We start from the raw sequence: 20,564 nt of genomic DNA on the forward strand, positions 1-20,564 counted from the left end.
GGCATAGTCGATGTGTGGTGCTTGCGTTCGACGGTGATCTTGAGTTCGACCCGGCCCTGTTCGAGGTACGCCGGGGTGGCGTCGCGGTGCCGTTGGAGCCGCAGGCCTTCGATGTCCTGGCGTATCTCGTCTCGCACCGTGATCGGGTGGTTCCGAAAGAGGAACTGATGGACGGGATCTGGGGCGGCCGTTTCGTCAGCGAGACGGCCGTCACCAGCCGGATCAAGCAGATCCGGCGGGCGCTCGGCGACGACGGCCACAGTCAGCGGATGATCAAGACCCTGCACGGCCGGGGCTACCGGTTCGTCGCGCCGGTCGAGGCGCGGGCGGTGCTGCGGGCGACCGAGCCGATCCGCTACACCGTCAGCGACGGCCTGCACATCGCCTACCAGGTGACCGGTGGCGGCCCGCTCGACATCGTGCTGATCTCCGGTTTCGTCTCGCACCTCGAGCTCGACTGGGGCGATCCCCGGCACGCACATTTCCTGCATCGGCTGGGGTCGTTCGGTCGGCTGATCCGGTTCGACAAGCGCGGCACCGGGATGTCCGACCGTCCGTCAGGTCTGCCGGACATCGAGACGCGGATGCACGACGTACTGTCCGTGATGGATGCCGTCGGCTCCCAGCGGGCGGTGCTCGTCGGGTACTCCGAGGGTGGCCCGATGGCGATCATGTGCGCGGCGGCCCACCCCGAACGCGTCGCCGGGCTCGTGCTGTACGGCACCTGGGCGAAGCGGATCTGGTCCGAGGACTATCCGTGGGCGCAGAAGCAGGAGGTGCGAGAGGCCTACACCAACCTGCTCGTGGACAAGTGGGACTGGGAGGCCGACATGCGGATGCGCTGCCCGTCGGCCGACGTACCGATGCAGCGGTGGTGGGCGCAGCGCATGCGCGCGTCCGCGACGCCCTCCACCGTACGGGCGTTGATGGACATGAACTCGCTCGTCGACATCCGGGACGCGCTGCCGGCGGTCCGGGTTCCGACGCTGGTGCTGCACCGGGTCGGCGATGCGCTCATCGACGTCGGCGGATCGCGGTACCTCGCCGAGCACATCCCCGGCGCACGGCTGGAGCTGCTCGACGGCGACGACCATTTCGTGACCGGTGACCCGGACCAGATCCTCGACCCGATCGAGCGCTTCGTGCGCGACCTGCCCGGGCCGACCGGTCGTGCGGTCGCGCTGGCTGCCGTCGCCGTGCCGGCCGGCCCCGGAGCCGGCGACCTCACCGCTGGTCTGGTCGCGGCCAGGGGACGCCGGCGCTCCGGTCCGGGCGGGCGACCGGTGGTGCTGTTCGACGGTCCGGCGACCGCCGTCCGTGCCGGGCTCGCCCAGGTCCACAGCACCGACAAGCTCGGCATCGCGATCGCGGAGGTGCCCGGTGACGAGGCCGAGCTCGACGCGTACGGCGTACAGGTCGCGATCGCACTGGCCGACCAGGCGGCGCCGGGATCGTTGTGGCTGACGTCGGCGGTGCGCGATCTGCTCGCCGGCTCTGGTGTCGTGACCGAGTTCGCCGGCGAGCAGGTGATCGGTGGCGCGGAACCACAGGCGGTATTCCGCGCCCTCTGATCAGGCGGTGGCGACGTCGATCGACACCGGGACGCCGTGCGTGATGACGTCGTACACCGCCGAGCGGTTGCGCGACTGCGCGACCAGGGCGGCCAGCTTCTCCGCCTCGGCGTCGCCCTTGACGTGGAAGACGACGCGGATCGCTTCGTACCCGTTGCGGACGTCCGGGTCGAGGCCGAGGATGCCGAGCAGGTTGATGTCGCCTTCGACGGTCGAGGTGACCTCTTCGAGGTCGATCCCGCGGGCCGCGGCGATGTTCGCCAGGCCGCTGGTCAGGCAGGCGGCCAGTGCGAGCAGCAGGTGCTCGGCCGGCGTCGGGCCGTTGTCGCCGCCGACGAGTACCGGCGGGTGGTCGGCGTCGAAGGTGAAGTCCGCCGGGCGCGTGTTCTCCTGGCCGGCTCCGTAGAACCCGCTGATCGTGCCGCGGTTGTGGGTGCCGCTGATCCACCGGTTGGTGGCGCGGAACTGGAACCGGGCGATCTCCGGCTGGGCCTTGACGGCGTCGAGGGTCGCGAACAACGTGGCGGTGTCGACTCCGTTGCGGCGGCCGTCGGTCGTGGTTGCGGTCATGATGCTCTTCCCTTCAAGCGGCGAGAGTTGCGGTGATTCCGGGAAACGAGGCCAACGCGTCGGCCTCCCGTTCGAGTGCGTCGCTGAGCCGGAGTTGCAGCTCGACGAAGCGGTTCGGCGGTGGGAAGGCGGTCAGTGCGCGGGTCAGGTCGAAGACCTCGCGGGCCATCACGTCCCGCATCCGCTGGTACGACGTCATCGCGGCCGGCTCAGCCGTGGCATCGTCGAGGCTGCGGCTGATGGCGGTGGCCAGCAGCTCTGCGTCGCGGAACGCGTCGGTGATGCCGTGCCCGGTGATCGGATCCCGGTGGTAGCCGGCGTCGCCGACGAGCGCCCACCCCGGGCCGTGTGCCTGGCGACGGTAGTTCGGCAGGTTCGCGGTGCCGCGCAGCCGCGTGGTGATGCGGCCGGCGCGGACCCGGCGGCCGAGGTCGGGCACCAGGAGTTCGAGTTCGGTGACGAACGCCGCGCTGCGTGCGGAGCCCGCCGTACGGATCGGTTCGAGCAGCGGGGTCGGGCGGATCAGCCAGACACACGCCGTACCGTCATGCGTCGGGAAGACGCCGGCGAGCGCGTCGGGCGCGATGTGGAACTCGTAGGTGTCCGAGCGGAGACCGGTCACGTAGGTGTAGAAGACCGCGCACGGTGAGGTGTGCTGCTCGAGTGTCTCGGCGCCGAAGTAGCCCGCCATGCGGGATCCGCGGCCGTCCGCGCCGACGACCATGCGGGCCGGCAGTTCGACCCGGTCGCCGTTCGCGGACCGGCCGGCGATGCCGGCGACCCGGCCGTCCTCCGATCGCAGCAGACCGGTCGCGGTCACCTCGGTCCGGAGCGCCGCGCCCGCGTCGAGCGCCGCGTCGACGAGCAGACCGTCGAGCACGTGACGACGGGGTGCGACCAGCAGGTCGACGCCGGCGCGGCACTTGATCCGCCGTACCTTCGACTCGCCCTCGATGTCGAACCGCACCTGCGTGACCGGCGGCGCACCACTGGCCAGGACCCGATCGAGCAGTCCCCACCGGGACAGCTGGACGACTCCACCCCGGATGAGTCCGTGCGTCGACACCGTGTCACTCGGCAGTCCCGCTTTGTCGACCATCAGTACGTCGCGCCCCGCCTCGGCCAGCAACATCGCAGTCGCCGCCCCGGCGCACCGCGCCCCAACCACCACCACGTCGTACATCTCAGCCCCCATCTCCGATAAGGCGACTCTGCTGCGGCTGCACCACCGGAAGCTTGGAGACAAGGTGGAGGATCCGATCTCCACAATTCCTCCACATTTCCATCGCCCGGCCGCCAAGCGGCCGCGCGCGATCCCGCGGACCTTGGGAGCATGGCAACACTTGTCGACAGCCGGCCGCAGTTGCTGGCGTTGCGGGACGCGGCCTCGGTCGCGATAGGCCTGGCCGCGTTCGGCGTGACTCTCGGGGTCACGGTCTCGGCGCTCGGCTTCGGCACGCTGCCCGGCCTGGTCGGTGCGCCCGTGGTGTACGCCGGAAGTGCGCAACTGACCGCGGTGACACTGATCCATCAGGGTGCGGGGCTGGCTGTGGTCGTGGGGTCGGCCGCGGTCGTGAATGCGCGCCTGCTGTTGTACAGCGCGTCGCTGTCACCGCGGTTCAGCGGACAGCCGGCCTGGTTCCGGTGGCTGGCGCCGCATTTCGTCATCGACCAGACCTATCTTCTGGCGAACGCCCGGCCCGATCTCGGCCCGCGCGCGTTCCGGCGCTACTGGGGCTGTCTGGGATTCTTCGTGCTGGTCGTCTGGTCGGCGTCCGTCGCGACCGGCCTGGTCGTCGGGCCCGCGTTGCCGGAGATGCCGCATCTTGCGTTCGTCGGCACCGCGATGTTCCTGGGCATGCTGGCGCCCCGACTGACGAACCGGCCGGCCGTGGCCGCGGCGGTGACCGGAGGATCGGTGGCCGCGGTCGTCGGCCTGGTCCGGCCGGAGCTCGGCATCGTGGTGGGAGCGATGGCGGGAGTTCTGGCCGGATCGGCGGTACGGCGGTGACCGCGATGGTGGCCATGGTCGCGCTGGGGGCGGTCAGCTGGGTACTGCGGATCGCCTTCATCACCCTGCTGCCGGCCGACCGGTTGCCGGCCCGGCTGCGGGACGGACTCGAGTACCTCGCACCCGCCGTACTCGCGGCGATCGTGGCGGTGGAGCTCGTCGGACTGGCTCGTGATGCCGAGCCGTTGGACGCGATGGCCTTGGCGGCGGCCGGCGCCGCGATCGGCGTGGTCGCCTATCGCACCCGCAATCTGTCCATCGCCTGCGCCCTCGGCGCCGGAGTCGTCATCATCCTGGACTTCCTGACAACGTGAGCAGTTCGTTCGGCTGACCGACGGGCCGGGGGGTGCGGTGCCGGCGGCTGGGACGGGGCCGCCGGCACCGGGTCAGTGGTTGCGGTGTTGTTCGGCGAGGTGCTTGAGGTAGTGGGCGCTCTGTTTCGGGGTGCGGGTCTGGGTGTCGTAGTCGACGCGGATGATGCCGAAGCGTTTGGCGTAGCCGTAGGCCCATTCGAAGTTGTCCATCAGGGACCAGGCCAGGTAGCCGCGGATGTCGGCGCCCTGCCGGATGGCGTCGGCGACGGCGGTGAGGTGCGAGGCGAAGTAGGCCGTACGGTCGGTGTCGGCGACGAACCCGGTGGCGTCGGGGACGTCCTCGAAGGCGGAGCCGTTCTCGGTGATGACCATCGGGAGGCCGGGGTAGTCGCGGGCGATGCCGACGAGCAGGTCGGTGAAGCCTTCGGGGACGATCTCCCAGTCCATCGCGGTCCGCGGCTTGTCCAGCGGGACGGTCCGGCTGACCGGCAGTCCGTCCGCGTCCACGGTGCTGCCGTCCTCGGAGTATCCGGTGAACTTCTGGCTGAAGTAGTAGTTCACCCCGAGCACGTCGATCGGCGCGGAGATCATCTCCAGATCGCCTTCGAGCACGGGCAGTTCGACACCCTCGCGGGCCAGGTCCGCGACGACATCCGCGGGGTAGCGGCCGTGCACCAGTGGATCGAGGTAGATCCGCCGGCCCATCCCGTCCGCCCGCCGCGCCGCGTCGACGTCCGGCTCCGCGTCCGACGCCGGGTACGCCGTTGCCACGTTCAACGTGATCCCGATGTCCAGCTTCCGTGGCGACGCCTCACGCATCCGCTGGGTCGCCAATCCGTGCCCGAGCAGCAGGTGGTGCACCGCCGCGAGAGCCGCCGGGTACTCGCGTCGGCCGGGCGCGTGAGCGCCGTACGCGTACCCGAGCATCGCCGAGCACCACGGCTCGTTCAGCGTGGTCCAGGTGTCGACCCGATCCTTCAGCGCGTCGAACACCAGCATCGAGTAGTCCGCGAACCGGTACGCCGTGTCCCGCACCGGCCAGCCGCCCGCGTCCTCCAGCTCCTGCGGCAGGTCCCAGTGGTACAGCGTCACCCACGGGTCGATGCCCTGGGCAAGCAGTTCGTCGACGAGCCGGTCGTAGAACGCGATCCCGGCCGGGTTCACCGGACCCTTGCCGCGCGGCTGCACCCGCGGCCACGCGACCGAGAACCGGTACGTGTCGAGCCCGAGTTCCTTGATCAGGGCAACGTCGGCCGGCATCCGGTAGTAGTGGTCGCAGGCCACGTCCCCGGTGTCGCCGTTGTCGATCGCGCCGGGCACGCGGCAGTAGGTGTCCCAGATCGACGGAGTCCGGCCGTCGGCCTGGACGGCGCCCTCGATCTGGTACGCCGACGTCGCGACGCCCCACCGGAACCCGGTCGGCAGGCTCGCAACCAGATCGGCGTCCCCCGAGACGGAGATTGTGCTCATACTCACCCTTCAGAGATGTAGGCCGGAGCCCGGCCGGGCAGCCAGCAGGCGACGGACCGGCTGGGATCGTTGCGTGCCGACGGGATCCCGAGCAGCGGGACCTCCGCCGAGCAGCGGTCGAACGCTTGCGGGCACCGCGGGTGGAACGAGCACCCGGACGGCATCCCGCGCAGGTCGGGCGGCGAACCCGGGATCCCGGCCAGCTCCTTGCGGGCACCACGCAAGGCCGGGAAGGACTTGAGCAGGCCCTCGCTGTAGGGGTGCAGCGAGTCCTTGTACAGGTCGGCCGACCGCGCTTCTTCCACGATCCGGCCGCCGTACATGATCGCGATCCGGTCGGAGAACTCGACCAGCAACGACAGGTCGTGCGTGATGAACAGGACCGAGAACCCGAGCCGCTCACGCAGCTCGACCAGCTGGGCCAGGATCTGCCGCTGCATCACCACGTCGAGCGCGGTGGTCGGCTCGTCCATGATCACGATCTGCGGCTCGAGGACGAGCGCCATCCCGATCATCACGCGCTGCCGCATCCCGCCGGACAACTGGTGTGGGTACGCGTCCATCCGATCGGCCGAGATGCCGACCAGCTTGAGCATCTCCTGGGCCCGGGCGACCCGAGCCTGCGGGCTGAGCTGGGGCTCGTGCGCCTTGATCACGTCGAGCATCTGGGTCGAGACCTTGTGGACCGGGTTCAGCGAGTTCATCGCGCCCTGGAAGACGATCGACGTCTCGGCCCAGCGGAACCTGCGCAACTCCGGGTCGGTCAGCGCCATCACGTCGTACGCGTCGCCGCCCGGCGGGTGGTAGACGACCGAGCCGCCGCTGATCACGCCGGGTGGCGGCAGCAGTCGGGTCACGCCGTACGCCAGCGTCGACTTCCCGCTGCCGCTCTCGCCGGCCAGGCCGAGCACTTCGCCGCGATGCAGCGTCAGCGTGACGTCGCGGACCGCCTGGACCGCCTCGTCGCCGAGGCCGTAGTCGACGTGGAAGTTCTTGATCTCCAGCACGGGCTCTTTCATGCCGCGTCCTCCTTCCGGCGTACGACGGGAGTCACCGGCGTGGCCTTGTCACCCAGGACCGGGGTGAACCCGACCCGCATCCGGACCGAGTGACCGTCCTTGGTCTTGACCCGGGTGTGACCGCTGCTGCGCAACCGCGGGCTGACGAACTCGTCGATCCCGAAGTTGATCAGCGACAACGCCGTCCCGAGGATCGCGATCGCGAGGCCGGCCGGGACGAACCACCACCAGGCTCCCTGAGCCAGGGCCTGCTGGCTTTGCGCCCAGAACAGGATCGTGCCCCAGTTCCACTCCGAGATCGTCGAGATCCCGATGAAGGCCAGGGTGATCTCGGACATCACCGCGAAGATCACCGTGCCGACGAAACCGGAGGCGATGATCGCGGTCAGGTTCGGCATGATCTCGGCGGTGATGATCCGCCAGGTGCTCTCACCCGTCGCCCGCGCGGCCTCCACGTAGTCGCGCCGCCGCAACGACAACGTCTGGGCCCGCAGCACCCGCGCGCCCCAGGCCCACGAGGTGAAACCGATGACCAGGGCAACCATGAGGTCGCCGGCCGAGGGGATCGTCGAGGCGACGATGATGATCAGCGGCAGCGCCGGGATCACCAGGAACACGTTCGACAGCGCGGACAGGCTCTCGTCCGCGGCGCCGCCTAGGAAGCCGGCGCTGACGCCGATCAGGATCGACAGCGCGGTCGCCACGATGCCGGCCAGCAGGCCGACGAACATCACGCCGCGGGTGCCGACCAGGACCTGGCTGAAGATGTCCTGCCCGAGGTGCGTGGTCCCGAACCAGTGCTTGCCGGACGGCGGCTGGATCAGGTCGCTGCTGCGCGCGGACGGGTCGTACGGCGCGATCCACGGGCCGATGATCGCGATCAGGCAGAAGAATCCGAGCACGATCAGGCCGGTCGCGGCCTTGGGGTTGGCGACGAACCGCAACCGGCGCCGCTTGGCCGGTGCCGCGGCGACCTCGGGACCTTCCGGCGTGACCGCGGTGATGGTGCTGGCTGGCGCTGACACGGTGATCAGCCCTCCTTCCGGGTACGCGGGTCGAGCAGCAGATACGCGATGTCGGCCATCAGGTTCGCCACCAGGACGGACAGCGTGATCACCAGGAACACGCCCTGCATCAGCGGGTAGTCCTTCGCGCCGACGGCCTGGAAGAGGTTGTAGCCGATGCCCGGGTAGGAGAAGACGATCTCCACCAGCAGCGTCCCGCCGACGATGAAGCCGAGCGACAGCGCGAAGCCGGACACGTTCGGCAGCAACGCGTTGCGGGCCGCGTAGCTGACCATCACCCGGCGCTCGGGCAGGCCCTTGGCGTGGGCCACGGTGATGTAGTCCTCGGACGCGACCGTCACCATCATGTTCCGCATGCTGAGGATCCAGCCGCTCACCGACGAGATCAGGATCGTCACCGCCGGCAGCAGACTGTGCTGGATGGCGCTGCCGATGAACTCACCGTTCCAGGACGGCACCAGGCCCGGTTCGTACCCGCCCGACGACGGGAAGATGCTGTTCGGTCCGGCCAGCAGGGTGATCGCCAGCAGACCGAGCCAGAAGTACGGGATCGACGACAGGAAGGTTGTCACCGGCAACAGTCCGTCCAGCCACGAGCCGCGTCGCCAGCCCGCCAGCACGCCGAGCGACGTACCGATCAGGAAGCTGGCGAACGTCGTGATGCCGACCAGCGCGATCGTCCACGGCAGGCTCTGCCGGAGGATCTCCGAGACCGGAGTGGGGAAGAAGGTGAACGACAACCCGAGGTCGCCGTGGAACACCTGGCCCCAGTAGTCGACGTACTGACTCCACAGCGACGCGTTCTTGTCCAGGCCGAACAGCACGTACAGCGAGTTGATCGCCTCGGTGCTCATCTGGCCCTGGAACTTGTTGATCAGCGAGGTGACCGGGTCACCCGGGATCAGCCGCGGGATGAAGAAGTTGATGGTCAGCGCGGCCCACGCGGTGAAGAGATAGAAGGCGATGCGCTGCAGCAGGAACTTCACTTCGCCGCTCCTTCCTCGTAGAGCCAGCACGCGGCCCAGTGCCCATGATTCGTGGGCAGCTCGAAGCGGGGCGGGAGGTCGGTCGAGCACTTCGGCATCGCGTGCACGCAGCGGGGGTGGAAACGACACCCTGTCGGCGGCGCGATCAGGCTCGGCGGCTCGCCACTGCCCTGGTCCTCGGGCGCTCGTGGATCGCCGACGCGATCGAGGCGGTCCGGGTCCGGGGCGCTCTCGATCAGCAGGCGGGTGTAGGGATGGGCCGGGGTCTGCGTGACGGTTTCGGAGTCGCCGCCCTCGACGATGCGACCGGCGTACATCACGAGCGTCTCGTCCGCGAAGTACCGGGCCGACGCGATGTCGTGGGTGATGTAGAGGATGGCGAGGTTGAGCCGTTCCTTCAGGTCACGCAGCAGATTGAGGACGCCGAGCCGGATCGACACGTCGAGCATCGACACGGGCTCGTCGGCGAGCAGTGCCTCGGGATCCGCGCCGAGCGCGCGGGCGATCGACACCCGCTGCCGCTGACCGCCGGACAGTTCGTGCGGGAACTTGTCGAGGTAGCGCTCCGGCGGGGTGAGCTGCACCTGGACCAGCAGGTCGCGGAGGTTCTGCTCGAGATCGCCCGCCCGGCCGTGGATCTTCAGCGAGCGGGTCAGGTGGTACCGCACGGTGTGCGTCGGGTTCAGCGAGGCGAACGGGTCCTGGAAGATCATCTGCACCCGGCGGCAGTACGCGCGGAACCGGCGGCCGCCGCGGACCGTGATGGACTCGCCGTGCAAGCGGATGTCACCGGACGTCCGCCCGTACAACTGGGCCAGCAGCCGGGCGACGGTGGACTTGCCCGAGCCGGACTCGCCGACCAGCGCGGTCACCCGGCCCCGCCGGAGCGTGAGCCGGAGGTCGTCCACCGCGTGCACGACCTTGCGATCGCGGGTGAGCAGGTCGCGGACGCCGCGCCGGACCGGGAAATGCTTGGTGAGGCCATCGGCCTCGAGAACCACCTCGGTGTCGGTCACCGTCATGGATTCGGGTCTCCTGTCGTGGCACCGCGGGCGCCGGACCAGGTGGCCCGGCGCCCGCGGTCCGGCGTCACTGGCTGCCGGCGGGCTTCAGGTTCAGGACGATCTGCAGAGCGTTCTGCTGGGTCGGCTGCGCCGGCCCGTACTGGTTCTGCTCGTCGGGCCAGCCGACCCAGTTCTTCGTGCTGTAGAGACCGCCGACGTTGGACGCCGAGGTGGGGATCACCGGCATCTGCTCGACCATGATCTTCTGCAGCGTGTTCAGCGCCGTGGTCCGGGCGGCGTCGTCGGTGGCGTTGGCGTACTGGTCCAGCGCCGTGGTCGCCTCCGGGCTGTTGAACCGGCCGTAGTTGCCGCTCACGCCGCCCTTGCCGACCGGCTTCAGGATCTTGCCGTCCATGATGTTCTGGTAGATGTCGAACGGCGTCGCGCCGCCGTTGGTCCAGTGCATCGCGGCGTCGAAGTTGCCCTCGTCGATGTTCTTGAACCACGCGTCCTGGTTGGCCTTGTCGACGGTGGCCTTGATCCCGATCGTGGACAGGTTGTCCTTGATGATCTCCAGGTCGGTGATGTAGTCGGACCATCCGGCCGGGTCGGTCAGCGTGATCGTCACCGGCTTGCCGGTCGGGTCCTTCAGGACGTCGCCCTCGAGCTTGAAGCCGGCGTCGGTCAGCTCCTTCTTCGCCGCGTCGACGTCGACGGAGTGCTTCTTGTCCTTGTACTCCGGCGCGATGAACGACTCACCGGCCGGGGTCGGGATACCGGTGACGGACTCGACCTTCGGGTAGAAGTAGCCGGCCTCACCCTGCTGGAAGATGTCGTCGCGGTTGATCACCTTGTCCATCGCCCGCCGCAGCGCCGGGTTGTCGAACGGCTTGCGGGTGGTGTTGATCCACAGGCCGTGGATGCCGAGGTTCGCCGGGAACCAGAGTTTGTGGTGCTCGGGATCCTTGTCCTGGTAGACGGCCTTCACGTTCGGGACGAAGACGAAGCTCCACTCCGACGCGCCGTTGGCCAGCGCGGTGGTCTGCGCGTTGTTGTCGTTGTACGACGTGTACCGCAGCTCCTTGACCTTCGGCAGGTCCTGCCAGTACGAGTCCCGCAGCGTCAGCGTGGTGGTCTGCGGCGTGAACGACTTGACCGTGTACGGACCGGTGCCGATCGGGTTCTTCAGCGTGTCCTGGGTCGGGTCCTTCAGCGTCGACCACTGGTGCTTCGGGACCACGAAGACGGTCAGGATCTTGTTCTGGTTGGTGAACTGCGACCGGGTGAAGGTCAGGTCGACCTTGTTGCCGGACGCGGTGATGGTGCCGTACGGGATCGCGTCCTGGTTCAGGCCCTCGTGGTCCTTGCGCAGCTGGAACGAGTAGGCCACGTCGTCGGCCGTCATCGGCTGGCCGTCGGACCACTTCACGCCGTCGCGGATCGTGAACGACAGCTTGGTGAAGTTCGCGTCCCACTTCCACTCGGTGGCCAGCCAGGGCTTGCCCGGCTCGGTCGGCTTGATGCCGTTGATCATCACCAGCGGCTCGAAGATCATCCAGCGGTAGCCCAGCGAGGCGCCCGAGGAGGAGCCGAGGAACGGGTTGTGGTTCTCGGTCTGTGGGCCGTTGGGCATGCCGACGTTCAGCACGGTGGCCGCGGTGCCGGACGAGTTGCCGGCGTTGTTCCCGTCCCCGCTACTACAGGCAGCCAGAGTGGCTGCCGCGAGCAGGCCCGTCAGGGCCAGCGCGACAGTGCGTCGTGCTCGCATCGGTTCCTCCTGTGTATCTGTTGGCGGATGCTCACGCCTGAGCCGCGTGAGCAGGTGCATCGTGGCGTGAGAACGCTCTCATGGGAAGAGCGGACGCCTTAACGGATCGATCTCGAGGGGGTACGCCGGCGGCGGGACAGGGGCAGCTGCCCCGCCACCGGAGCCTTCAGTGGGACCGGGATTTCGGGGCGGGTCTGGTCCTCGGAGCGGCTTTAGGGGCGGTTGAACTGCGGACGATCAGTGTCGTCGGCAGCACTTGGGGGTCCTCCGGCAGCGGGGTGCCGCCGAAGTAGCCCATCAGCATCCGGGCCGCCGCCTGGCCCATCTGGCGCATCGGCTGATGCACAGTGGTCAGGGGCGGCTCGGTGTGCTCGGCGTACGGGATGTCGTCGAACCCGACCACCGACACGTCGTTCGGCACGTTCCGCCCGGTCTCCCGGACGGCCTGGATGGCACCGCCCGCGGACAGATCGTTGTGGGCGAAGATCGCGTCGAACTCCAGTCGCTGGTCGAGCGCGTGCTGGACGCCGCGGCGTCCGCTCTCGTGGGTGAAATCGCCTTCGAACACGAGCCTCGGGTCGAGCTCGATACCGGCCTCGGCGTAGATGTCGCGGAAGCCGTCCAGACGTTCGTGGGTGCAGCCGAACCGTTCGACGCCGGTGATCACCAGTGGCCGGCGCCGGCCGAGCTCGAGCAGGTGCCGGGCGGCGGACTCGCCGCCGGCGTAGTTGGTCGTGGCCACGGACGGGAACTGCGGGCGCTTGGCCCGGTCGTCGATCAGGACGACCGGCAGGCCGCGCGCGTGGAGTTGCTCGATGTAGGTGAGCGTGCCCTCCGGCTCGATCACCAGCAGGCCGTCGAACGACTGGGCCGAGACCTGCGAGGCGAACTGGTGCATCGACTCCTCACCCCGGTTGAAGGTGAACAGCAGCAGTCCGTAGCCCTCGCTCTCGACCACGTCGACGGCGCCCTGCAGCACCTCGCCCATCCAGGGCCAGGTGAGCGACGGGACCAGCATGCCGACGATCCGGGTCCGGCCCCGGGCCAGGCCGACCGCGCGGGCGCTCGGCACGTACCCGAGCTCGGCGATCACCTGGCGGACCCGCTCGGCGGTGCGCAGGTCGAGCTCGCCCTTGCCGTTGAGCACGCGGGAGACCGTCGTCTTGCTGACGCCGGCACGCGCGGCCACATCGGCGATGGTGATCGACACTGCACTGCTCCCCTCGGGCGGGTGGGGCTCCGGCGGAACGCCGGAACCGGTTTCGGAAGCGGTTCCGTAGAGTGAAGCCGAGTGGACAAGGGGTCGTCAATCACGGGCCGGTAACGAATCGCGGCTTAGTTCACAACTTGGAGGAAGGGTCCTCTTCCGGTCGCACGGGGGACGTGATGAACTCTGGGCGAGCGGCCTGCCTGGGGCCGGACCAGGTTGGGGCAGAGGGCATGGATGTTCGGCGGACCACTGTGCGCGACATGCGGCGGTCCAACCGGTCGGTCATCCTGTCCAGCATCTACCGCGACGGTCCGCTGAGCCGCCAGGAGCTGAGCGTCCGGACCTCGCTGAGCGCCGCGAGTGTCAGCAACCTGGTCGGTGAACTCATCGCCGAAGGCGTGGTCGAGGAGGCCGGATCGGTCGAGTCCGAAGGCGGCAGGCCGCGCGTCCTGCTCCGGGTGTCACCGACCTTCCGGTACGTCGTCGGCGCCGAGGTCGGCGAGACCCGGGTCCGGGTCGAGCTGTTCGACCTGGCCATGAACGTGCTGGCCACCGTCGATCATCCGATCGAGGAACCGCAGCCGTCGCTCGTGGTGAAGCACGTGCTGGAAGGCCTCGCGAGCGTGATCGCGTCGGCCGGTGTGCGGCCGGACCGGGTCCTCGGGCTCGGCGTCGCGGTGGCCGGGATCGTCGAGGGCGATGCCGTCGTGCACGCGCAGACGCTCGGCTGGGACGCCGTACCGATCGGGCAGATGCTTGCCGAGGGCACCGATATCCCGATCCAGGTGGACAACGGCGCGAACACGCTCGGCCAGGCGGAGATGTGGTACGGCGCCGGCCGCGGAGCCACCGACGCGGTGGTCGCACTGGTCGGATCCGGCGTCGGCGCGGCGCTGGTCACCGCCGGCTCCAGCTACCGCGGAACTCGAAGCAGTGCGGGGGAATGGGGCCACATGACGATCGCGTACGGCGGTCGCCAGTGCCGCTGCGGCGCGGTCGGTTGCCTGGAGGCGTACGTCGGCGCCGAGGGCGTGCTCGACCGCTATCGCCAGGCGGGTGGGTCCGAGCTGTCCGCCGACGAGGAGACGGCGTTCAGCGAGTTGCTCGAGGCCGCGAGCAGTTCGGAGGTCGCGGCAACGGTCGTGAACGACACGATCGGGTATCTCGCCGCGGGCTTCGCCAATCTGGTCAACCTGGTCAACCCCGAACGCATCGTCCTCGGCGGTTGGGCCGGCCTGCTGCTGGGCGAGCGATACCTGCCGCAGTTGCGTGAAGAGGTCGGCAAGCACGCCCTGCGGCAGCCGTACCAGCAGGTCTCGATCGTCCTGTGTGCACTGGGCCGCGACGCCGTTGCTCTCGGCGCCGCGACCCTTCCGGTGTTCCGGTTGCTTCGCGATGGAGGCGTGCTACCTCCGCCGCGTTAGACGTTCCACTTCTGGTTCGCGCCGCCCGTGCAGGTCCAGGTCTGCAGTGGTGTCGAGTTCGCGGAGTTGTTGCCGGTGACATCGAGACACTTGTTCGCCTGTGGATTCACCAGGTCACGGGCCGCGGTGTAGGTCCACTTCTGGGCGCCGGATCCGTTGCAGGTCCAGAGCTGGACTTTCGCACCGTCAGCAAGGGATCCGGCGTTGACGTCGAGGCACTTGCCCAGGGCCCGGATCGTCCCGTCACCGGGCCGGGTCCACTGCTGGGCGTTCGTACCGTTGCAGTCGTAGAGCTGGACCGGCGTACCGTCCGCGGTGTTCGCGGCCGCCACGTCGACGCACTTGCCGGCCAGTCCGGTGATCTGGGAACCGCCGGAGCTGGAGCCGAGGGTGGAGACGCGGACGTAGTCGACCGTCATCGTCTGCGGCATCACCGTCGAGCCGTCGGGATAGCCGGGCCAGTAGCCGCCGACCGCGACGTTCATGATCATGAAGAACGGGTGGTTGTAGACCCAGGTCTTGCCGTTCAGGTCGGCCGGTGTGCGGCGCTGGTACTGGACGCCGTCGACGAACCAGGTGATCGCGTTCGGCTCCCAGTCGACCCGGTAGGTGTGGAATCCGTTCCGGAACGGCTGCCCGTCCGGAGAGTTGTACGCCGCGCCGATGCCGGCGGCACCGGAGTAGCCCGGGCCGTGGATGGTGCCGTGCACGGTGTTCGGCTCGCGGCCGATGTTCTCCATGATGTCGATCTCGCCGTCGTCCGGCCAGTTGCCGCCACCCAGCATCCAGAACGCGGGCCAGACCCCTTGCGTGCCGGGGATCTTGATCCGGGCCTCGAACCGGCCGTAGGTCTGGGTGAATGTCTGCGCGGTGAGCAGCCGGGCCGAGGTGTACTGGCACGGGCCGTAGTGACACTGGAAGCCGCCGTTCTCCTGGCGGGCGGTGATCACCAGGTTGCCCTGGCCGTCGAGGGCGGAGTTGCGGGTGCTGTTGGTGTAGTACTGCCGTTCGTCGTTGCCCCAGCCGGAGCCGCCGATGTCGTAGCGCCACTTGGCGGGGTCGGGGGCCTGGCCGGCCGGGCCGTCGAAGTTGTCCTCCCAGATCGTCGCGGCCGCCGCGGCGGGCGCCTGTTGACGGGCCTGGGCGGGAGCTTGCAGGAGGGTGGTGCCGACCACCGCGGCACCGATCGCGACCAGCGTCGCAATGCGGGAACGCCTCATGGATGCCTCATTTCTCACGGGGGGCGTCGGGAGTCCGGGCTCGGCCGCAGCCTGCTGTGAGAACGCTTTCACGTCAAGGCCGGGACTAAATAAAAGACCTGAAAAAAGTCTCGGCACGGCGTTGACACGACGGTTCACCGATGGTTACCTCTTGGTGACCACCGGTTGCGGCGCGGGCAGACGCCGGCAACTCCCTGTTGTCCCGAAGCCCTTTAGAACAAGGGAGAACCGCCCCATGCCCGCGAAACGCCTCCTGCCGGTCGCGGTCGCCGCCTTGTGCGTGGCCGCCGCCGGACTCGGATTCGGCACCGCGCCACCGGCGCAGGCCGCCGGTGAGCAGGTCAGCATCTGGCTGACCACCACGAACGACGCGGCCGGCCAGAACGTCACCCGCGGCCTGCAGCAGCAGACGCCGGTGAACTTCGGCCCGGCCGGCGGCTCGGCCAACCAGACCATCACGGTCAACGAGAACACGACGTACCAGTCCTTCGAGGGCGGCGGCGCGTCGTTCGCCGACAGCTCCGCCTGGCTCTTGAACAGCAGCAACACGATCTCGGCCGCGACCCGCAACCAGGTCATGAAGGACCTGTTCGACCCGGTCGACGGCATCGGCCTGGCCTTCATCCGCAACCCGATGGGTGCCTCCGACCTGGCCCGGTTCAACTACTCCTACGACGACACCTGCTGCGACCTGAACGACTTCAGCATCAACCACGACCTGGCGGACGTGGTCCCGCTGACCAAGCAGGCCCGGCAGCTCAACCCCGCGGTCAAGGTGATGGGCTCGCCGTGGAGCGCGCCGGCCTGGATGAAGGACAACAACGACTTCGTCCACCGCGGCTGGCTGAAGGCCGAGTACTACCCGCTGTACGCGCAGTACTTCGTCAAGTACCTGCAGCAGAACGAGGCCCAGGGCAACCACATCGACTACGTCTCGGTGCAGAACGAGCCGACCTGTTGCGGTAACGACAACACCGGCTACGCGTCGATGAACTGGAACGGCGCCGGCCTGCTCAACTTCACCAAGAACCACCTGTTCCCCGCGCTGCACGCGGCCGGACTCACCACCAAGGTGCTGATCCTCGACTACAACTGGGGCAACTACAACGACCTCGGTTCGGTCCCGATCGCGGACGCCGGCCTGCGCAACGACCCGAACTTCGGCGGCATCGCCTGGCACGGGTACGGCGGCGACGTGAACCTGCAGACCCAGGTCCACAACCAGTACCCGACCGTGAACGCGTACATGACCGAGCACTCGGGCGGGACCTGGATCCCGAACCAGCAGGTCGAGGACATGAACAACCTGATCGACTACACCCGCAACTGGGACAAGTCGTGGGTCAAGTGGGGCATCGCCCTGGACGAGAACCACCTGCCGTTCGTCGGGGCCGGCTGCAACGTCTGCACCGGGCTCGTCACGGTGCACCGCAACGACAGCCAGCGCGGTCAGGTCACCAAGACCGTCGAGTACTACACGATGGGCCACCTGACCAAGTTCGTGAAGCCGGGCGCGCTGCGGATCGACTCGAGCGCGAACAGCTCGGTGAAGAACGTGGCCTGGAAGAACCCGGACGGCTCGAAGGCCCTGATCGCGTTCAACACCACCGGCAGCTCGCAGTCGGTGCGGGTGAACTGGGGTTCGCAGTCGTTCGTCTACACGCTGCCCACCAAGACGTCCGCGACCTTCACCTGGTCCGGTACGCAGGGCGGTGGCGGCGGTGGTGGCTCGGCGATCACCGGGCTGGCCGGCAAGTGCATCGACGTGGCCGGCGCCAACAGCGCGGACGGCACCGCGGTGCAGCTCTACGACTGCAACGGTACGGCGGCCCAGCAGTGGAGCCGCCCCGGCGACGGCACGATCCGTGCCCTCGGCAAGTGTCTCGACGTGAACGCCGGCTCGGTCGCCGATGGTGCTCGCGTGCAGCTGTATTCGTGCAACGGCACCGCTGCCCAGCAATGGACCTATACGAGTGGGAGAGATCTGGTGAATCCGCAGGCGAACAAGTGTCTTGATGTCACCGGCAACAACTCCGCGAACGCGACTCCGCTGCAGATCTGGACCTGCACCGGCGCGGCGAACCAGAAGTGGACCGTCTGATGCGCCGGGTGGCGGCGGTCGCCGCGGCTCTGGTGCTCGGGGCGGGACTGCTGATGACGGCGGCACCCGCACAGGCGGCGACCGGGACGATCACCGGGCTGGCCGGCAAGTGCGCCGACGTTGCCGCGGCCAACAGTGCCGACGGGACCGTCGTACAGCTGTACGACTGCAACGGGACCGGCGCGCAGAGCTGGAGCCGGAACTCCAACGGCACGTTGACCGCGTTGGGCAAGTGCCTCGACGTCAGTGCGGGCTCGGTGGCGAACGGTGCCCGGATCCAGCTGTGGACCTGCAACGGAAGCGCCGCGCAGCAGTGGACCTACACCGCCGGCCGGGATCTGGTGAACCCGCAGGCGAACAAGTGTCTCGATGTCACCGGCAACAACTCGGCGAACGGTACGCCGTTGCAGCTGTGGACCTGCACCGGTGCGGCGAACCAGAAGTGGAACGTCCCGGCGGCCGACGACGGACCGCCGCCGGCCGGTGGCGCGCCGATGGCGGCAGCGCCGTACCTGTACCAGGGCTGGGGCAGCCCGCCGAACCCGGCGACCGTGATGAACGCGGCCGGGGTGAAGTGGTTCACGATGGCGTTCATCCTGTCCAACGGGTACTGCAACCCGATGTGGGACGGCGGCCGGCCGCTCACCGGCGGCACCGACCAGCAGGCGATCAACACGATCCGCGCGAACGGCGGTGACGTGGTGGTGTCGGTCGGTGGCTGGTCCGGCAACAAGCTCGGGCAGAGCTGCAACAGCGCGAGCGAGTTGGCGGGCGCGTACCAGAAGGTGATCAACGCGCTGTCGCTGAAGGCGATCGACGTCGACATCGAGGACCAGGAGTTCGCCAACGCCGCGGTCCGGCAGAAGGTGATCGACGCGCTGAAGATCGTCGAGCAGAACAACCCGGGCATCGCGACGTACCTCACCTTCGGTACGACGACCTCCGGGCCGGACGGGAACGGTCAGGACCTGATCCGGCGGGGTGCGGCCTCCGGGCTGAACCTCGACGGCTGGGTGATCATGCCGTTCGACTTCGGTGGTGGGTCGACCAACATGGGCACGCTGACCCGGCAGGCCGCTGACGGGCTGAAGAACCAGGTCAAGTCGGCGTACGGGCTCAGCGACGACGCGGCGTACCGGAAGATCGGGATCTCGTCGATGAACGGGATCACCGATGTCGCCGGCGAGCGGGTCAACCTGTCCGACTTCGAGTCGATGCTGTCCTACGCCTCGGAGCACCACCTGGCACGCTTCACGTTCTGGTCGGTCAACCGCGACCGCCCCTGCACCGGCGGCCCCGCCGACTCCTGCAGCGGCGTCTCCCAGCAGAACTGGGACTACACCAAGGTCATCGGCCGCTACCGCGGCTGATCCTTGTCACACGAGGGGTGGACGGGCAACTGCCCGTCCACCCCTTCTGTTTGACCCTCCGGTAACCGGAGGGTGGAAGCTTGTCGCATGACGGCAACGGTGACAGTCGGCGAGTTCTCCCGCCTGACGCATCTCAGCGTGAAGACCCTGCATCACTACCACGAGATCGGCCTGCTGGCGCCAGCCTCGGTGGACCGCTCGTCCGGCTACCGCCGCTACGCCACCGCCCAGGTGGAAACGGCCTTGCTGATCCGCCGGCTCCGCGAGCTCCGGATGCCGCTGCCGGAGGTCCGCGAGCTGGTCGAGACGACCGACGGCAGCAAGCGCGAGGAGACCCTCCGCACGCACCTCGAGCGGATGGAGCAGGAGCTCGCGCACACCCGCGAGGTCGTCGCCTCGTTGCGTGAACTGCTCACGCCCGGCCGCCCGTCGCTCGACGTCGAATACCGGTTCATCCCCGCGTTCCGGGCGTACGGCGTGCGCGATCGGGTGGAGCGGGAGGGGATCGGGCCGTGGTGCGAGTACGCGTTCGGGCGGCTCAACGCGGTGGCCGGTGACATCACGGCGACCGCGGGAGCGACGTACAGCGACGACTTCTTCGCCGAGGATGCCGGCGAGGTCGTCGCGTTCCTCCCGGTCGCGCCGGACCAGGCGCCGGCCGACGGGGTCGAGCTCGTCGACCTGCCCGGCGGGTTCTTCGCGATCGCCGTCCACAGCGGGCCGCTGACCGACTTCGACCGCAGCTACGGCGCCCTCGGTACGCACGTCGCCGAGCACTGCGAGGTCGCTCCGGGCCCGATCCGCGAGCTGTACGTCGTCGGGCCGGGGGACGACCCCGATCCCACCACCTACCGAACCGAGATCTGCTGGCCGATCCAGCGAATCCCCGCACTGAAAGGCTGATTCATGTCCATCACCCTCGAGAACGTCGTCTTCGACTGCGCCGACGCCGCCGCCCTGGCAACCTTCTGGGCCGACGTGCTCTCGTCGGAGGTCGATGCAGACGGCAACCAGTTCTTCGCCACCGTGAACAGGTCGGCCGACGGCCCGACGCTGATGTTCGTCCAGGTCCCCGAACCGCGCTCCGGCAAGAACCGCCTGCACGTCGACCTCGCCACCGCCGACTGGTCCGCCGAGCTCGACCGCCTGGTCGGCCTCGGCGCCAAGCGCCTCGACGAGCACGACGAGTACGGCACCCACTGGATCACCCTCGCCGACCCCGAGGGCAACGTCTTCGACCTAGCCCGTGTCTGACGGTCCCACGCCTACTGCGCGGCACTCGGCACGGCACCTCGCCGCACTGGAGCAAAGGGCACGATGAACCACATCGAGGCCTTCGCTCCAGCACGCCGAGGCACCGCACCGAGCACCTGCTCGCTACGGCGCGGGACCGTCAGACACGGGCGCCGAGATCCGCTGACCACGTCTCTTGCGTGGGTGCGGTCGTGAGAGGAGGGTGGGAGGTGACCGGCGGCGCCGGCGGGGTGCTGCCCTGAGGGTA

General features: G+C 68.7%; 18 protein-coding genes. 8 read left to right on the forward strand and 10 right to left on the reverse strand.

Going from position 1 to position 20,564, the window contains the following annotated elements; translation table 11 throughout:
- The first annotated feature begins 14 nt into the window (after positions 1–14).
- Positions 15–1,571: an alpha/beta hydrolase gene (locus tag ACZ6O0_RS25495; protein ID WP_465767482.1), complete on the forward strand. Its 1,557-nt coding sequence runs from the start codon at positions 15–17 to the stop codon at positions 1,569–1,571.
- Here the strand turns inward: ACZ6O0_RS25495 and ACZ6O0_RS25500 are convergent, their stop codons facing one another.
- Positions 1,572–2,141: an OsmC family protein gene (locus tag ACZ6O0_RS25500; protein WP_465767483.1), complete on the reverse strand. Its 570-nt coding sequence runs from the start codon at positions 2,139–2,141 to the stop codon at positions 1,572–1,574.
- A gap of 13 nt (positions 2,142–2,154) precedes the next feature.
- Positions 2,155–3,336, reverse strand: coding sequence for an NAD(P)/FAD-dependent oxidoreductase (locus tag ACZ6O0_RS25505; protein ID WP_465767484.1), 1,182 nt, complete (start codon positions 3,334–3,336; stop codon positions 2,155–2,157).
- Between the two features lie 138 nt (positions 3,337–3,474).
- On the opposite strand from ACZ6O0_RS25505, the gene ACZ6O0_RS25510 reads away from it, so the two are divergent.
- Together ACZ6O0_RS25510 and ACZ6O0_RS25515 are read left to right on the forward strand one after the other, a co-directional pair.
- Positions 3,475–4,152 carry an AzlC family ABC transporter permease gene (locus tag ACZ6O0_RS25510; protein ID WP_465767485.1) on the forward strand — a complete coding sequence of 226 codons (678 nt, stop codon included), beginning with the start codon at positions 3,475–3,477 and terminating at the stop codon, positions 4,150–4,152.
- Between the two features lie 5 nt (positions 4,153–4,157).
- The gene (locus tag ACZ6O0_RS25515) at positions 4,158–4,466 is read left to right on the forward strand and encodes an AzlD domain-containing protein (RefSeq protein ID WP_465767687.1); all 309 of its coding nucleotides are present in this window, start codon (positions 4,158–4,160) and stop codon (positions 4,464–4,466) included.
- 72 nt (positions 4,467–4,538) lie between these two features.
- On the opposite strand, the gene ACZ6O0_RS25520 is transcribed toward ACZ6O0_RS25515, so the two are convergent.
- From ACZ6O0_RS25520 to ACZ6O0_RS25550, 7 genes are all read right to left on the reverse strand, one after another.
- Positions 4,539–5,936, reverse strand: a complete 1,398-nt coding sequence (locus ACZ6O0_RS25520) for a GH1 family beta-glucosidase (protein WP_465767486.1) — start codon at positions 5,934–5,936, stop codon at positions 4,539–4,541.
- A gap of 2 nt (positions 5,937–5,938) precedes the next feature.
- Complete coding sequence (locus ACZ6O0_RS25525; protein ID WP_465767487.1) at positions 5,939–6,955, reverse strand: ABC transporter ATP-binding protein; 1,017 nt, start codon at positions 6,953–6,955, stop codon at positions 5,939–5,941.
- Positions 6,952–7,980: an ABC transporter permease gene (locus ACZ6O0_RS25530; RefSeq protein WP_465767488.1), complete on the reverse strand. Its 1,029-nt coding sequence runs from the start codon at positions 7,978–7,980 to the stop codon at positions 6,952–6,954. The genes ACZ6O0_RS25525 and ACZ6O0_RS25530 overlap by 4 nt, the downstream gene beginning before the upstream one ends.
- A gap of 5 nt (positions 7,981–7,985) precedes the next feature.
- Positions 7,986–8,966, reverse strand: a complete 981-nt coding sequence (locus tag ACZ6O0_RS25535) for an ABC transporter permease (protein WP_465767489.1) — start codon at positions 8,964–8,966, stop codon at positions 7,986–7,988.
- On the reverse strand, positions 8,963–9,988 hold the full coding sequence (locus ACZ6O0_RS25540) for an ABC transporter ATP-binding protein (RefSeq protein ID WP_465767490.1): 1,026 nt from the start codon (positions 9,986–9,988) through the stop codon (positions 8,963–8,965). Before ACZ6O0_RS25540 ends, ACZ6O0_RS25535 begins: the two co-directional genes overlap by 4 nt.
- A gap of 67 nt (positions 9,989–10,055) precedes the next feature.
- On the reverse strand, positions 10,056–11,738 hold the full coding sequence (locus tag ACZ6O0_RS25545) for an ABC transporter substrate-binding protein (protein WP_465767491.1): 1,683 nt from the start codon (positions 11,736–11,738) through the stop codon (positions 10,056–10,058).
- Positions 11,739–11,904: 166 nt separating this feature from the next.
- Entirely contained in the window at positions 11,905–12,948 is a 1,044-nt protein-coding gene (locus ACZ6O0_RS25550) for a LacI family DNA-binding transcriptional regulator (RefSeq protein WP_465767492.1), read from the reverse strand.
- A gap of 260 nt (positions 12,949–13,208) precedes the next feature.
- On the opposite strand from ACZ6O0_RS25550, the gene ACZ6O0_RS25555 reads away from it, so the two are divergent.
- On the forward strand, positions 13,209–14,372 hold the full coding sequence (locus ACZ6O0_RS25555) for an ROK family transcriptional regulator (protein WP_465767493.1): 1,164 nt from the start codon (positions 13,209–13,211) through the stop codon (positions 14,370–14,372).
- On the opposite strand, the gene ACZ6O0_RS25560 is transcribed toward ACZ6O0_RS25555, so the two are convergent.
- Positions 14,369–15,592, reverse strand: a complete 1,224-nt coding sequence (locus ACZ6O0_RS25560) for a ricin-type beta-trefoil lectin domain protein (RefSeq protein ID WP_465767494.1) — start codon at positions 15,590–15,592, stop codon at positions 14,369–14,371. The genes ACZ6O0_RS25555 and ACZ6O0_RS25560 overlap by 4 nt on opposite strands.
- Before the next feature lie 235 nt (positions 15,593–15,827).
- Between ACZ6O0_RS25560 and ACZ6O0_RS25565 the strand changes: the two genes are divergently transcribed.
- The 4 genes from ACZ6O0_RS25565 to ACZ6O0_RS25580 all read left to right on the forward strand — a co-directional run bounded on the left by ACZ6O0_RS25565 (position 15,828) and on the right by ACZ6O0_RS25580 (position 20,317).
- Positions 15,828–17,693, forward strand: a complete 1,866-nt coding sequence (locus ACZ6O0_RS25565) for a ricin-type beta-trefoil lectin domain protein (protein WP_465767495.1) — start codon at positions 15,828–15,830, stop codon at positions 17,691–17,693.
- Positions 17,693–19,063 carry a ricin-type beta-trefoil lectin domain protein gene (locus tag ACZ6O0_RS25570; RefSeq protein WP_465767496.1) on the forward strand — a complete coding sequence of 457 codons (1,371 nt, stop codon included), beginning with the start codon at positions 17,693–17,695 and terminating at the stop codon, positions 19,061–19,063. Before ACZ6O0_RS25565 ends, ACZ6O0_RS25570 begins: the two co-directional genes overlap by 1 nt.
- A gap of 87 nt (positions 19,064–19,150) precedes the next feature.
- On the forward strand, positions 19,151–19,966 hold the full coding sequence (locus tag ACZ6O0_RS25575) for a MerR family transcriptional regulator (protein WP_465767497.1): 816 nt from the start codon (positions 19,151–19,153) through the stop codon (positions 19,964–19,966).
- A gap of 3 nt (positions 19,967–19,969) precedes the next feature.
- On the forward strand, positions 19,970–20,317 hold the full coding sequence (locus ACZ6O0_RS25580) for a VOC family protein (protein WP_465767498.1): 348 nt from the start codon (positions 19,970–19,972) through the stop codon (positions 20,315–20,317).
- Positions 20,318–20,564: the final 247 nt, after the last annotated feature.

This window comes from Kribbella sp. NPDC048837, from assembly GCF_055586945.1.